Source organism: Tabrizicola fusiformis (genome assembly GCF_013328815.1).
In the GTDB taxonomy this organism is placed as follows: Bacteria; Pseudomonadota; Alphaproteobacteria; order Rhodobacterales; family Rhodobacteraceae; genus Fuscibacter.
This window is the reverse complement of record NZ_JABUHN010000003.1, coordinates 296,387-309,915: the sequence shown is the minus strand read 5'-3', so window position 1 is coordinate 309,915 and position 13,529 is coordinate 296,387. Positions and strand designations below refer to the sequence as shown.

Annotated in this window: 12 protein-coding genes; 1 reads left to right on the top strand and 11 read right to left on the bottom strand. The window is 64.5% G+C overall.

The window, feature by feature from the left end:
* Positions 1 to 71: 71 nt before the first annotated feature.
* Complete coding sequence (locus HS053_RS06280) at positions 72 to 1,439, bottom strand: glutamine synthetase family protein (RefSeq protein ID WP_174210357.1); 1,368 nt, start codon at positions 1,437 to 1,439, stop codon at positions 72 to 74.
* Between the two features lie 250 nt (positions 1,440 to 1,689).
* Entirely contained in the window at positions 1,690 to 2,478 is a 789-nt protein-coding gene (locus tag HS053_RS06275) for an N-formylglutamate amidohydrolase (RefSeq protein ID WP_174210356.1), read from the bottom strand.
* Positions 2,479 to 2,601: 123 nt separating this feature from the next.
* On the opposite strand from HS053_RS06275, the gene HS053_RS06270 reads away from it, so the two are divergent.
* Positions 2,602 to 3,471, top strand: coding sequence for a MurR/RpiR family transcriptional regulator (locus tag HS053_RS06270; RefSeq protein WP_174210355.1), 870 nt, complete (start codon positions 2,602 to 2,604; stop codon positions 3,469 to 3,471).
* On the opposite strand, the gene HS053_RS06265 is transcribed toward HS053_RS06270, so the two are convergent.
* The 9 genes from HS053_RS06265 to HS053_RS06225 all read right to left on the bottom strand — a co-directional run bounded on the left by HS053_RS06265 (position 3,468) and on the right by HS053_RS06225 (position 13,521).
* Positions 3,468 to 4,340, bottom strand: coding sequence for a DMT family transporter (locus tag HS053_RS06265; RefSeq protein WP_174210354.1), 873 nt, complete (start codon positions 4,338 to 4,340; stop codon positions 3,468 to 3,470). The genes HS053_RS06270 and HS053_RS06265 overlap by 4 nt on opposite strands.
* A 144-nt stretch (positions 4,341 to 4,484) precedes the next feature.
* On the bottom strand, positions 4,485 to 5,417 hold the full coding sequence (locus tag HS053_RS06260) for a 2-hydroxyacid dehydrogenase (RefSeq protein WP_174210353.1): 933 nt from the start codon (positions 5,415 to 5,417) through the stop codon (positions 4,485 to 4,487).
* A 9-nt stretch (positions 5,418 to 5,426) separates the two neighbouring features.
* On the bottom strand, positions 5,427 to 6,056 hold the full coding sequence (locus HS053_RS06255; protein WP_174210352.1) for a DUF1345 domain-containing protein: 630 nt from the start codon (positions 6,054 to 6,056) through the stop codon (positions 5,427 to 5,429).
* A gap of 1 nt (position 6,057) precedes the next feature.
* The gene (gene rodA / locus HS053_RS06250) at positions 6,058 to 7,197 is read right to left on the bottom strand and encodes a rod shape-determining protein RodA (protein WP_174210351.1); all 1,140 of its coding nucleotides are present in this window, start codon (positions 7,195 to 7,197) and stop codon (positions 6,058 to 6,060) included.
* Positions 7,198 to 7,201: 4 nt separating this feature from the next.
* Entirely contained in the window at positions 7,202 to 9,145 is a 1,944-nt protein-coding gene (mrdA, locus tag HS053_RS06245) for a penicillin-binding protein 2 (protein WP_174210350.1), read from the bottom strand.
* Positions 9,142 to 9,681 carry a rod shape-determining protein MreD gene (locus tag HS053_RS06240; protein WP_174210349.1) on the bottom strand — a complete coding sequence of 180 codons (540 nt, stop codon included), beginning with the start codon at positions 9,679 to 9,681 and terminating at the stop codon, positions 9,142 to 9,144. Before HS053_RS06240 ends, mrdA begins: the two co-directional genes overlap by 4 nt.
* Positions 9,674 to 10,603 carry a rod shape-determining protein MreC gene (gene mreC, locus HS053_RS06235; protein ID WP_174210348.1) on the bottom strand — a complete coding sequence of 310 codons (930 nt, stop codon included), beginning with the start codon at positions 10,601 to 10,603 and terminating at the stop codon, positions 9,674 to 9,676. The genes HS053_RS06240 and mreC overlap by 8 nt, the downstream gene beginning before the upstream one ends.
* A gap of 122 nt (positions 10,604 to 10,725) precedes the next feature.
* Positions 10,726 to 11,763 (bottom strand): rod shape-determining protein, encoded by a 1,038-nt coding sequence (locus HS053_RS06230; protein ID WP_174210347.1) that lies wholly within the window; start codon positions 11,761 to 11,763, stop codon positions 10,726 to 10,728.
* Between the two features lie 180 nt (positions 11,764 to 11,943).
* Entirely contained in the window at positions 11,944 to 13,521 is a 1,578-nt protein-coding gene (locus HS053_RS06225) for a 2-isopropylmalate synthase (protein WP_174210346.1), read from the bottom strand.
* Between the last annotated feature and the right edge of the window lie 8 nt (positions 13,522 to 13,529).

Here is a 13,529-nt window from a genome sequence, read left to right as displayed (position 1 = left end):
GGATGGGCAGATTGCCCATCCTACGAAATCTATGGTCCGCGGGATGGGCAGATTGCCCATCCTACGAGAGATCACGCCCGCTCCAGCCCGCGCTGGCGTTCGAAATCGGTCACGACCCGGTCGGTTTCCGAAATCTCCCATTGGGCGGCGTGGTGGTAATGTTCCACCACATCGTCCCCGAAGGCGGCCCGCAGCATGGCCGAACCATGCAGCAGCGTGGCGGCATCGCGCAGGGTCTTGGGAATCTCGCGGATGCCCGAGGCGGCATACATGTCGCCGCGCAGTTCCGGTTCCAGCGCCATCTTCTTTTCGATCCCGTCCAGACCCGCGGCGAGCAGCGCCGCACAGGCCATATAGGGGTTCACGTCGCTGCCCGGAATGCGGCATTCCACCCGCACCGCCTTGGTATGCACCCCACAGACGCGGAAGCCCGCCGTGCGGTTGTCGGCCGACCAGACCGCCTTGGTGGGGGCGAACATGCCCACGGTGAAGCGCTTGTAGCTGTTCACATAGGGGGCGAGGAAGGCGGTGATCTCACGGGCATGGTAAAGCTGCCCGGCAAGATAGTGCTTCATCACCTCGGACATGCCATGGGCGTCGTCATGGTCGGCAAAGCTGGCCTTGCCGTCCTTGCTCCACAGGCTCTGGTGGATATGGCTCGAGGAGCCCGCCTTGCGGTGGTCATACTTGGCCATGAAGGTGACCGAGCGGCCCTTGGACCAGGCGATTTCCTTGATGCCGTTCTTGACGATCACATGGTTGTCGGCGGTGTCCAGCGCGTCGGAATAGCGGTAGTTGATTTCCTCTTGCCCGGCATCCGCCTCGCCCTTGGAATTTTCGACCGGGATGCCCGCGCCGTAAAGTCCGTTGCGCACGGCGCGCATCACATCTTCTTCCTTGGTGGTCTGGAAGATGTGGTAATCCTCGTTATAGGCGCTGATCGGCTTCAGATTTTCGGTGCCATGGTCGCGGAGGGATTCATAGCTGTTTTCAAACAGATAGAACTCCAGCTCGGTCGCCATCATCGGCTCGAACCCCATGGCGCGGGCGCGTTCGACCTGCTTTTTCAGCACGGCGCGCGGCGAATGCGGCACCGGGCTGTGGTCGTGGTGGTCCAGAATATCGCCCAGCACCAGCGCGGTTCCCGCAAGCCACGGCACCAGCCGCAGCGTGGCCATGTCGGGTTTCAGCACATAATCGCCATAGCCCGTCTGCCAGGACGAGGATTTATAGCCCTGAACCGTGTTCATGTCCTGATCGACGGTCAAGAGATAGTCGCAGCAATGGGTCTCTTCCCAGCCGCCATTCACAAAGAACGCCGCGTGAAAGCGTTTGCCGACAAGCCGCCCCCACATGTCGATCCCCGCCACCAGCACGGTGTCGATCTCGCCGCGCGAAACGGCCTCTTTCAGAGCGTCCAGAGTCAGATTTCCAGGCATCTTCGTCGCCTTCCTGTTGGTTTTTATCGGCCCTTTTCCGGGCCATTTCTGTCATGGGATTGGTCCGTGATTCCTGCGGGCCCGCCGGCCCCGCCGAATTCGGGCTTGCGGGGCCAGCAGGGCAGGCCAGCGCGGCAGGCGGCGGTCAGCGGGTTCATGGCAAGCCTCGTTGGCGGCGGCAGCGGATGATGGATTTGATCATATTCATCGCGCGGCTTATGGCAAGCGGGCAGAGAGCGGGGTGCATGGGTCAGCCTCCGGCGCCAATGGCCGCCACCTGTGCCACGGCGCGGGCCAGCAACGGGGCCAGCCGTTCGGCCATGGCCGCCTCGGCCTCGGGCGTGGCGATCAGGTCATTGCGGAGTTCCAGCATGGCATTGGCCAGCCCATAGGGCGTGGCGTGCAGCCGCAGGGTGTGGGTCACGTCATCGGCTGCCGAATAGGGGGCGTTGATCCGGGCATCCAGCCCGCCCGCAGCCACCGCCCCGGCATGAATGGCCAACGCCAGAGCAGGATCGGCGTCATGGATGATGCCGAATTCCACCGCGCGGGGCTTGCCGAAATAGACCGGGGTAAAGGAATGCACGGTGATCACCACCGGGCGGCGCCCCATGGCAATGCGCCCGGCAATCAGATTGTGCAGGCCATTGGCCCAAGGCAGATAGACCGCCTGGGTCCGTGCCAGCCGTTCTTCGGCAGAGATGGCGGCATTGCCCGGCACCTCATGCACTTCCGAGCGGGCAGGCATGGCGCCCGCCATGTCGGGCGCGCGGTTGCAGTCATAGACCAGCCGGCTGACCGGGGCATGGATCAGCGTGGCATCCAGCCGCGCCGCCAGCCCGCGTGCCAGACCCAAAGCCCCCGGATCCCAGGCGATATGGGCGGCTCGCTCCTCTGCGCGCAGCCCCAGATTGCCCCAGCGTGCCGGAATGGCGTTCGAGGCATGTTCACAGACCAGAATGACCCGGCCCGCCGCCGCCTCATTCTCGATCACCGGCAGATGGCGACCTGCCGCTTCTGGTGTTTGTGTCGCCGTCATGCGGGCGATTCACTCCCTGTTTTCCCGGACAGGCTCATATGACCGCAGGGTTCTGTCAATATTGTTTCTTTTTGTGTCGATCCTGATACAAAGTTTTCAGAATCCCTTGCGAATCTGGTTCCCATGTCCGCCGCCGCCCCCCTTGACGATCAGTTGCGCACCGCGCTGCCCGACCTGACCCGGGCCGAGCGGCAGTTGGCCACGCATATCCTGTCGCATTACCCGGTTGCCGCCCTTGGCTCGATCACCGTGCTGGCCAAGGCGGCCAAGGTTTCGACGCCGACGGTGGTGCGGCTGGTGCAGAAGCTTGGTTTCAAAGGCTATCCCGACTATCAGCGCCATCTGCGCGCCGAGGTCGAAACCATGCTGGTCTCGCCGCTTGCCAAGCATGACCGCTGGCGCGGTGGGGTGCCCGACACCCATATCCTGAACCGTTTCGCCGATGCGGTGATCGCCAATCTGCAACAGACGCTGGGCCAGATCGACCCGGCGGAATTCGATGCGGCGGCGGCACTTCTGGCCGATCCGCGGCGGCGGATTTTTGCGATTGGCGGGCGGATCACCCATGCGATTGCCGATTATTTCGTCACCCTGATGAAGGTGATCCGCCCCGAGGTCACGCTGATGTCGGATATGTCCAACACCTGGCCGCCCGCACTTCTGGACATGAAGCCGGGCGATGTGCTGCTGGTGTTCGACATCCGGCGGTATGAGAATGCGGTGCTGCAAATGGCCGAAATGTCGCGCGAACAGGGGGCCGAGATCGTGCTGATCACGGACCGCTGGGTCTCGCCCGCCGCCGCCCATGCCCGCCACACGCTGGCCGCCCATGTCGAAGTGCCCTCGGCCTGGGACAGCAACGTTTCGCTGATGGTGCTGGTCGAAACGCTGCTCTCAGCCGTGCAAAGCCTGACATGGGAGACGACCGAGGGGCGGCTGAAGCGGCTGGAAGACCTCTATGCCCGCACCCGGTTCTTTCGCCGCTATCGCTAGGCCAGCGCGGCCCGCCGCGCCCCCGCGACCGCGTTCAGCATGACCGCCGCCAGCACCATCGCGCCGCCCAGCAGGGTCGCGGGCCCCGCCGTCTCGCCCAGAAACCCCCAGACCCAGAGCGGGGCGAGGATATTCTCGACCGAGGAAATCAGCGTCGCTTCGGCGGCGGGCAGGCCCCGGCTGCCCAGCGTGTAAAGGATCATCCCGCCCGCCAGCGCCACGACACCCATCAGCATCGCCATGGCGATATCGCGCGGCGGGGCGGCAAGGCTTTCGCCCCAGACCTGGGCCAGAATGGCGGCGGCAATCATCGACATCAGCCCGCCGACCAGCACGGCCGGCATCATGTCACCGACATGGCCCCAGCGCAGCGCCACGGTGAAGACGGCAAATCCCAGTGCCGAGAGGAGGGCGGCGATATTGCCCGCCATGCCGCCGCCACCGAAACCCGCCCCGATCATCACGAAAATGCCCGCACCCGCCAGCAGCATCGCCGCCCAGGTCGAGGGGCGGATTTGTTCGCGCAGCATCAGCCAGCCCAAGAGCGCGGAAAAGAACGGCGCGGCAGAGTAGAGGAACACCGCGTTGGCAACCGTGGTTGCGCGCAGGGCATAGATCGCACCGGTATAGGCCATTACAAGGCCGAAGCCGCCGATCACCCCGGCCAGGCCCACCGCCCGCATCGGCCCGATCAGCCGCCCGCCCGAGCGCCAGAGGATGAAGCTGGCCAGAATCGGCAAAAGCCCAGCCGAGCGCCAGAACAGGATCGCGGTGGTGCTGGCCTCGGGGATGTTGCGCACGAAAAGGCCCATGGTGGACCACAGCACCCCCGCGCAGAAAACCAGAAGAACGCCCGTGCCGTATCGCATCTGCCCCACCCTTGTTTTGCCCCAGAGGATGACAAAGCCGGGCCATGGGCTGTTCCAAAGGCGACGCCGGGTGTCGGCCAAGTTTCTTGCAAGAAACTTGCAAATTCCGTTGCAAGGAATTTGGCGCCTGTGGAGCGGGCGCGCTCAATAGCCCCGGGCGCGGTCCACCTGATGCAGGAACGGCTCGCCTGCCTGCCCGCGCCGGATGTTCTCGGCAATTACCCGGGCCGAGGTGGCGGGCCTTGTGTCGGCGGCGATATGGGGGGTGACGGTCACGCGGGGGTGGGTCCAGTAGGGGTGATCCTGCGGCAAGGGCTCCACCCGGAAGACATCCAGCGTGGCATGGCCGATCCGGCCCGCGTCCAGCGCCGCCAAGAGCGCCACATCGTCAATCAGCGCGCCGCGTCCGGGGTTCAGGATCACAGCCCCCGGCTTGCACCAGCCAAGGGTTTCGGCATTCAGGAAATTCTCGGTTTCGGGCGTTTTCGGCAGCAGGGTCACGATGATATCGGCCCCCTCCAGCGCCGCCCGCAACCCATCTTGCCCATGGTGGCAGGGGATGCCTTGCACCTCGCGCGGGCTACGGCTCCAGCCGCAAACGCGGAAATTCAGCGCCTGCAACGCCCGCGCGGCGGCGGCCCCCAGCGCCCCTATGCCCAGCATCGCCACCTGCCGTTCGCGCGCCAGCGGCGGGCAGGCGGGATCCCAGACCTTGCCCGGATTGACGATATAGCGGTCCAACCCCAGATGATGGCGCAGCGCGTGGCCGGTCACCCATTCCACCATCCCCTCGGTCAGGGCGGGATCGACCATGCGGCAGAGCGGCTGGGTCAGCGTGGCGTTGCCCACGATCCGCTCCACCCCGGCCCAGAGGCTGAGGACCGCCTTGCAGCGGCTATAGGGCGTGAAATTCTGCAAGGGCGCCGAAGGGGCATAGACGATGTAATCCACCGCTTCCGGCGCCGCCTCCTGCACCAGATCGGCGGCCACCCCCGCCTCGGCCAGCGCGGCGCGCAGGGGGGCGTTGTAACGCTCCCAATTGCCGGGGCCTGCCGCCATCAGAACCGTTGCCGCCATCATCCGCTCCTATCTTGCCAGCGCGAGAGCGGCATTCACCGCCAGCGCCAGAATGACCGTGTTGTAGAAAAAGGCCGCCACCGCGTGCAACAGCACCACCCGCCGCATCCGCGCCGTGGCCACCACGACATCCGAGGTTTGCGCCGTCATCCCGATGGTGAAACCGAAATAGAGAAAATCCCACAGGTTCGGCGGCTCTTGCCCCGGAAAATCCAACTGGCAGGATTCGTCGGGGGCATAATGCAGGTGGGCATAGCGGAACGAGGCCAGCGTATGCACCATGGCCCAGCCCAAGGGCACGGCGGCCAGCGCCAGCAGCATGTCGAAGGGGCGCGACAGCGGCGCCGCCTCGCCCAGAACCAGCCAGATTGCGGCGAGGCTGACCAGCAGACTGCCCAAGGCCAGAAGCAGGATCAGGGTGATGCCCTCATCCTCGGTTTCGGCATGGCGGCGCAGGTCGTCGGGCGTGGCCGTGCGGGCGTGCTGCGCCATCAGCAACAGGTAAGTCAGCGCAAAGCCGTCAAACGCCAACAGGGCGCGCAGCGCCTGTGTGACCGCCATCGCCTGCATCGCGGCAAAGATCGCCGCGCCAAACCCCAGCGCCAGCAGAAAGCGGCGATGCCTTTGCCACGACCTCATCCTAGCGCAGCCTGTGGACGATAGCGCTTTGCACAAGGCCAAAGGCCAGCATGATCACCAGCGTCGCCGAACCGCCATAGCTCAGCAACGGCAAGGGCACCCCCACCACCGGCGCCATGCCCATCACCATCGACAGGTTCACCGCCAGATAGAGAAAGAAATTCGCGGCAATGCCGATGATCAGCAACTGGCTGAACCGATCCTTGTTCTGCACCGCGGCCACCAGCAGGAACACAAGGATCAGCGCATAAAGGATCAGCAATGAAAAGGCCCCGACAAAACCAAACTCCTCGCCCAGCGTGGTGAAGATGAAGTCGGTGTGCTTTTCGGGCAGGAAGTTCAGGCGCGACTGTGTTCCCTGCATGAAGCCCTTGCCGGCCCAGCCGCCCGAGCCCAGCGCGATCTTGGCCTGAATGATGTTATAGCCCGCGCCCAGCGGGTCGGCGTCGGGGTCAAGGAAGGTGTGGATGCGCTTGTATTGGTAATCATGCAGCAATTGCCAGGGCGTGCCCTCGGACGAGATCACCGCCGTCACCGTGCCCACCACCAGCGCGATCACCGCGCCGAAATACCACAAGGAGACACCGGCGGCGAACATCACCGCGCCGCCCGCGATGATCAGCATGACCGAGGTGCCCAGATTGGGCTGCATCAGCACCAGAATCGTCGGCGCCACGATCAGCACCAGCGGGATCAGCACCCACAGCGGCCGCGACACCTTCCGGTCGTCCAGCCAGTCGTAATACATCGCCAGCGCCATCACGAGCGTGACCTTCATCAGCTCAGACGGTTGCAGCCGCATGAAGCCGAGGTCGATCCAGCGCTGTGCGCCCATACCCACGGTGCCGAAAAACTCGACGATCAGCAGCAGCACCATGGTCACCCCATAGGCCAGCCCCGACATCGAGCGCCAGAACCAGATCGGCGCAAAGGCCACGGCCAGCATCAGCACAAGACCCATGGCATAGCGCTTCATCTGTGGTTCGGCCCAGACCTCGATCCGCCCGCCGGCGATGGAATAGAGCATCAGCCAGCCGATGGCGGCGACGGCGGTGACCACAAGGATCAGCGCCCAATGGATGTAGAACACCTTGGCGATGCCGGTGGGTGCGGTCTTGACCCGGTATTCCAGAAAACTCATCGCGTCAGACCTTCGAGCTTTCGGGCAATTTGCCGTCGGCACCGCGCAACGGCAGTTCCTTGAGCAGGGTTTCCATCCGGTTGCGCTGATCGGCGGGATAGGCGGTCAGCGGCGGCACCTCGCCATAAAGTGCGCGGAGAAGGGCGTCGCGCGCAATCGGCGCCGCCACGGCAGAACCGCCGCCGCCATGTTCCACCACCACCACCACTGCATAGCGCGGCGCATCGGCGGGGGCGAAGCCCACGAACAGCGCATGGTCGCGCCGCTCCCAAGGCAGTTGGTCGTTCGACACCACGCCCGAGGCGCGTTCGGCCGCCGAGATGTTGCGCACCTGACTGGTGCCGGTCTTGCCGCACATCAGCATGGTGTCATCGGCAATCCGGCTGCCGCGGGCTGTGCCTGCCTTGCCGTTCATCACCGCGAACATGCCGCGCTGCACCGCCCGCAGGATCGAGCCTTCCAGCCCCAGCGGCTCGGGCGGCGTGACCGGCACTTCCTTGCCGTCGATGGCCTTCACCAGCCGCGGGTTCACCGCCATGCCGGTTGCCACCCGCGCCGTCATCACCGCCAGTTGCAGCGGCGAAGCCAGCACATAGCCCTGACCGATCGAGGCGTTGATCGTATCGCCCACCCGCCATTCGGATTTGTGCCGCTCGATCTTCCATGCCTTGTCGGGCATGTTGCCTTCGGTGATGGCCGACATCGGCAGGTCGTGGCGGATGCCAAGGCCCAGACGGCGGCCCATCTCGGCGATCTTGTCGATGCCGACCTTCTGCGCGATGTCGTAATAATAGACGTCGCAGCTTTCCATCAGGCTGCGCTCAAGGTTCACCCGGCCATGGCCCCCGCGTTTCCAGCAGTGGAACTTGCGGTTGCCGAACTCCAGATAGCCGGGGCAAGAAACGGTGCTGTCCGCGTTGATCACCCCCGCCTCCAGCGCCGCCAGTGCGGTGACCATCTTGAAGGTGGAGCCGGGCGGATAGGCGCCCTGCACCGATTTGTTGGCCAAGGGGCGATGGTCATGCTGCATCAGGGTCGAATAATCGGCCTGAGAGATGCCCCGCACGAACAGGTTGGGGTCGAAGGAGGGCGCCGAGGCAATGGCGATCAGGTCGCCATTCTGCACGTCGATCACCACACAGGCGGCACTTTCATCGCCCAGCCGTGCCTGCACGAAATTCTGCACATCGGCGTCGATGGTCAGCCGCACATCTGCGCCCGGCTCGCCTTCATTGCGGTCCAGCTCGCGCATGACGCGGCCGACGGCATTGACCTCGATCCGCTTGGTGCCCGCATGGCCACGCAAGGAATCTTCCATCCATTTTTCCACACCGATCTTGCCGATCTGGAATTTCGGAATGCGCAGCAGGGGATCGGGGCTTTCGATGCCCTCCAGATCCTTTTCCGACACCGGCCCGACATAACCCACCACATGGGCAAAATCGGTATCGCGCGGATAGACACGGCTCAGACCCACTTCGGGCGTCACGCCCGGCAGGGCAGGGCCATTGACCGCAATGCGCGAGAAATCCTCCCACGCCAGCCGGTCGGCGACGGTGATCGGCACGAAGGGGCTGTTGCGCTTGACCTCTTTCAGGATATCGGCCCGGTCCTCTGCGGACATCGGGATGATATGGGTCAGCCGGTCCAGCACCTCTTCGACATCGCCGGCATCCTCGCGGGTGATGGTCACGCGGTAGTTCTGTTCATTGCCCGCGATCAGCTTGCCGTTGCGGTCCTGGATCAGGCCGCGGTTCGGCGGGATCAGCCTGATGTTGATGCGGTTTTCCTCGGCCAGCAGGCGGAACTGGTCGGCCTGCTCGACCCCCAGAAACCGCATCCGCGCGCCCAGAACCGCGACCATCGCCGTCATGCAGCCGCCCATGAACAGCGCCCGCCGGGTGAAACGGCGGCTGCTCGCCTCGGTATCGCGGGGAACCCGTCTCACATCCGTCTCCCATAGGCGTCGATCTCGCCCATCGCGGGCTTGTGCAGGTCCAGCACATAGCGCGACAGGAACACCACGACAGGATAGCACAGAACCGACCAGACCACCTGCACAAGCGCGTAACCAAAGCCCGGCTGCGGCAACAGCACCAGCGCGAAGACCACCCGATAGGCCAGCAAAAGCCCCACCATCAGCCCCGAAACCAGCAGCCATTCCACGCCAAAGCTCAACTCGCGCGTCAGGGCCACCCGCCCGCGCACGAATTCCGCCGCCACCAGCACCAATGCCGTCCAAAGCCCCGGCGGGCGCATCAGGATCATATCCTCCAGCAGAACCACCGCAGCAATCAGCAGGGCGGGCAGATAATCGGGCCGCCGCATCGTCCAGGCAAAGATCAGGCATAAAAGCAGGTCCGGCCCCGGCAGATCGCCCGCCTCGCCGCCCAGCGGCAACAGCCGCGCAAACAGCAGGAACAGCGCCAGCGCCACGAACAAGAGCCGATGCAGCCAGACCTGCCGGGTCGCGCCATCAACCATTGCCGCCCCCCTCGCCGGTTTCCGCAGGCGATTGAGCGGCGGGGGCCGGCGGACCTTGCAACGGCTCGGGCGTTACCAGCGCGCCTGCGTCAAGGATCGGCTCCAGCTCGTGACTGCGCAGCACCCGCAGGAATTCCAGCCGCTGATAATCCGCCGCCAGCGCCACCCGCAGCCGCTTGTCATTGCCTAGGACCACCTGACCCACCAGCAGCCCCGCCGGAAACACCCCGCCGTCGCCGGAACTGACCACCCGGTCGCCCGGGCGCACCTCGTCCTGATCCTCAAGGAAATCCAGCGGGGGCAGGGTGGAATTGTCGCCCGAGAGCAGCGCCTTCTGCCCCGAAGGCTGCACCATCACCGGCACCCGGCTGTTGCTGTCGGTCAGAAGGATCACCCGGCTGGTCCGCGCGCCCACCCCCGAAATCCGCCCGACAAGGCCGATGCCGTCCATCGTCGCCCAGCCGTCGCGGATGCCGTCGCGCGCGCCCACGTTCAGCAGCACCGACTGGCGGAACGGGCTGCCGCTGTCGGCCAGAACCACCCCGGTCACATGGGTCAGTTGCGGGTCCAGCCGCACCTGATTGAGGTCGAGAAGCCGGGCATTCTCCTGCCCCAGTTGCAGCGCCGCCTCTTTCCACGCCTTCATCTGGCGCAATTCCTCGCGCAGCTCGCGGTTCTGCTCCAGCAGCCGCGCATAGGACTGGAAATCTGAAAACACCTCATGCGACCAGGTGACAGGCGCCATCGCCCATTGGAACGACGGCACGAAACGGTCCACCAGCGCGGCACGGAACCGCTCGACCCGCGGGCTGTCGATCCGCCACAGCGCGAAAAGCGCCAGAAGGACCAGCACCAAAAGACCCACCAGCACCCGGCGCAGCGGGCGGGTGAATTCTTCGGGATCGGTGCGGTTTCTCGCCATTCGACGGGCCTCGCCACACAGGCGCCGATGCGCCTTCATCTTGGTCCAAGTATCCCACGGGGGTCCGGGGGTGTGAAACCCCCGGCGCCGGCCAAGGGCGCTGCGCCGGTCAGCGGCCGCCGTCAGCTATCGTAGTCGATCACATGGCGCAGTTGCTTTTCATATTCCAGCGCCTTGCCGGTGCCCAGCGCCACACAATTCAGCGATTCATTGGCGACCGAAATCGAAAGCCCGGTCTGTTCGCGCAATGACAGGTCCAGATCGCCCAAAAGCGCCCCGCCCCCGGTCAGCATGACGCCGCGGTCCACGATATCCGCCGCGAGGTCGGGCGGGGTGGTTTCCAGCGCCTGCATCACCGCATCGCAGATTTGCTGCACGGGTTCCGACAGCGCCTCGGCCACCTGCGCCTGATTGATTTCAGTTTCCTTGGGCACGCCGTTCAACAGGTCACGCCCCCGGATCTGCATAGACAGCCCACGCCCGTCATCGGGCATCCGCGCCGTGCCGATCGAGGTCTTGATCCGCTCTGCCGTGGATTCCCCGATCAACAGGTTCTGATGGCGCCGCAGATAAGAGATGATCGCCTCATCCATCCGGTCGCCGCCGACGCGGACCGAGCGGGCATAGACGATATCGCCCAGCGACAGCACCGCCACTTCGGTCGTGCCGCCGCCGATATCGACCACCATGTTGCCGGTGGGGTCGGTGATGGGCATTCCGGCACCGATGGCCGCCGCAATCGGTTCGGCAATCAGCCCCGCGCGGCGGGCACCGGCCGACAGGACCGACTGGCGGATCGCGCGTTTTTCAACGGGCGTCGCGCCGTGCGGCACGCAGACGATGATCTTGGGCTTGGAAAAGGTCGTGCGCTTGTGAACCTTGCGGATGAAATGCTTGATCATCTCTTCCGCCGCTTCAAAGTCGGCAATCACCCCGTCGCGCATCGGGCGGATCGCCTCGATGCTGCCGGGCGTGCGGCCCAGCATCAGCTTGGCATCCTCGCCCACGGCCAGAACCTGCTTCTTGCCGTCCTTGGTGTGATAGGCCACCACCGAGGGCTCGTTCAGGACAATGCCCTTGCCGCGGATATAGACCAGCGTATTGGCCGTTCCGAGGTCGATGGCCATGTCCGACGAGAAGATGCCGGAAAGAACTGACATGCTGGCTCCGCCTGTTGCCCGAATGAATTGCGCCCGCGACTCAGGGTCTCTGAGGCGGGCGCTTTCATATAGAACCCGGGGGGGCCAAGCGGAAGGGCCGGGGCTGCGGGACGGCGGCTTTTCGCATTTGCACAGCACAGTTGCACAAAGCGAACATTTCGCCGCCCATTGCCCGCTGGATCAGCCGGCATCCTTGTAGTTTACCGACTTCACATCGGCATCCGGTGCCGTTTTGGTGCGCCGCACGATCAGTTTGTTCAGCGCGTTCACATAGGCTTTCACGCTGGCGACCACCGTATCGGTGTCGGCGGACGACCCGGTAACGATGCGGCCATCCTCCTCGAGTCGCACCGAAACCGTGGCTTGGGCATCGGTGCCTTCGGTCACGGCTGCCACCTGATAGACCTGCAGCCGCGCCTTGTGCGGGAAGAGCATCTTGACGCACATGAAGGCGGCATCCACCGGCCCGTCGCCGGTGGCGTCGATGTGATGGTCCACCCCGTCGATGCTCAGCACCATATCCGCCTCTTGCGGGCCTTCGGTGCCGCAGACCACCCGCAGCTTCTTCAGTTGCAGATATTCATGGGCGTCATTGGTCTGCTCGTCGCTGACCAGCGCGATCAGGTCTTCGTCATAGACCTCTTTCTTGCGGTCGGCCAAAGCCTTGAAGCGCACGAACACGTCGTTCAACTGATTGTCGGCCAGTTCATAGCCCAGTTCGCGCAGCTTTGAGCGCAGCGCGGCGCGGCCCGAATGCTTGCCCATGGCGATGTTCTTTTCATTCAGCCCGATATCCGAGGGCTTCATGATCTCGAAGGTCTCGACATTCTTCAGCACGCCATCCTGATGGATGCCGCTTTCGTGCAGGAAGGCGTTCTTGCCGACGATGGCCTTGTTCGGCTGCACCACAAAGCCCGAAACGGTGGACACCCGCCGGGACAGGTTCATGATCTTGGTGGTGTCGATGCCGGTGCGGTAGGGCAGGATGTCGTTGCGCACGCGCAGCGCCATGACCACCTCTTCCAGCGCGGTATTGCCCGCGCGTTCGCCCAGACCGTTGATCGTGCATTCGATCTGCCGCGCCCCGGCCTCGACCGCGGCCAGCGAATTGGCCGTCGCCATGCCCAGATCGTTGTGGCAATGGGTGGCGAAGATGATGTCATCGGCCCCCGGTACCCGTTCGAGCAACATACGGATGATCTTGGCGCTTTCCATCGGATAGGTATAGCCGACGGTATCGGGGATATTGATGGTGGTGGCGCCCGCCTTGATGGCAATTTCCACCACGCGGCACAGATAATCGTCTTCCGTCCGGGTGGCATCCATCGGCGACCATTGCACATTGTCGCACAGGTTGCGCGCATGGGTCACGGTTTCATGGATGCGCTCTGCCATCTGGTCCATGTCCAGATTGGGAATGGCGCGGTGCAGCGGCGAGGTGCCGATGAAGGTGTGGATGCGGGGGCTGCGGGCGTGTTTCACCGCTTCCCAGCAGCGGTCGATGTCCTTGAAATTCGCCCGCGCCAGCCCGCAGATGGTGGAATTCTTCGCCCGCTTGGCAATGGCCGAGACGGCGGCGAAATCGCCCTCGCTGGCGATGGGAAAACCGGCTTCGATGATATCGACGCCCATTTCGTCCAAGAGGCCGGCAATCTCCAGCTTTTCCTCATGGGTCATGGTGGCGCCGGGGGATTGTTCCCCATCGCGCAGGGTGGTGTCGAAAATCAGAACGCGGGGCTGCGAGGTTTTGTCGGTCATGTCGGGCT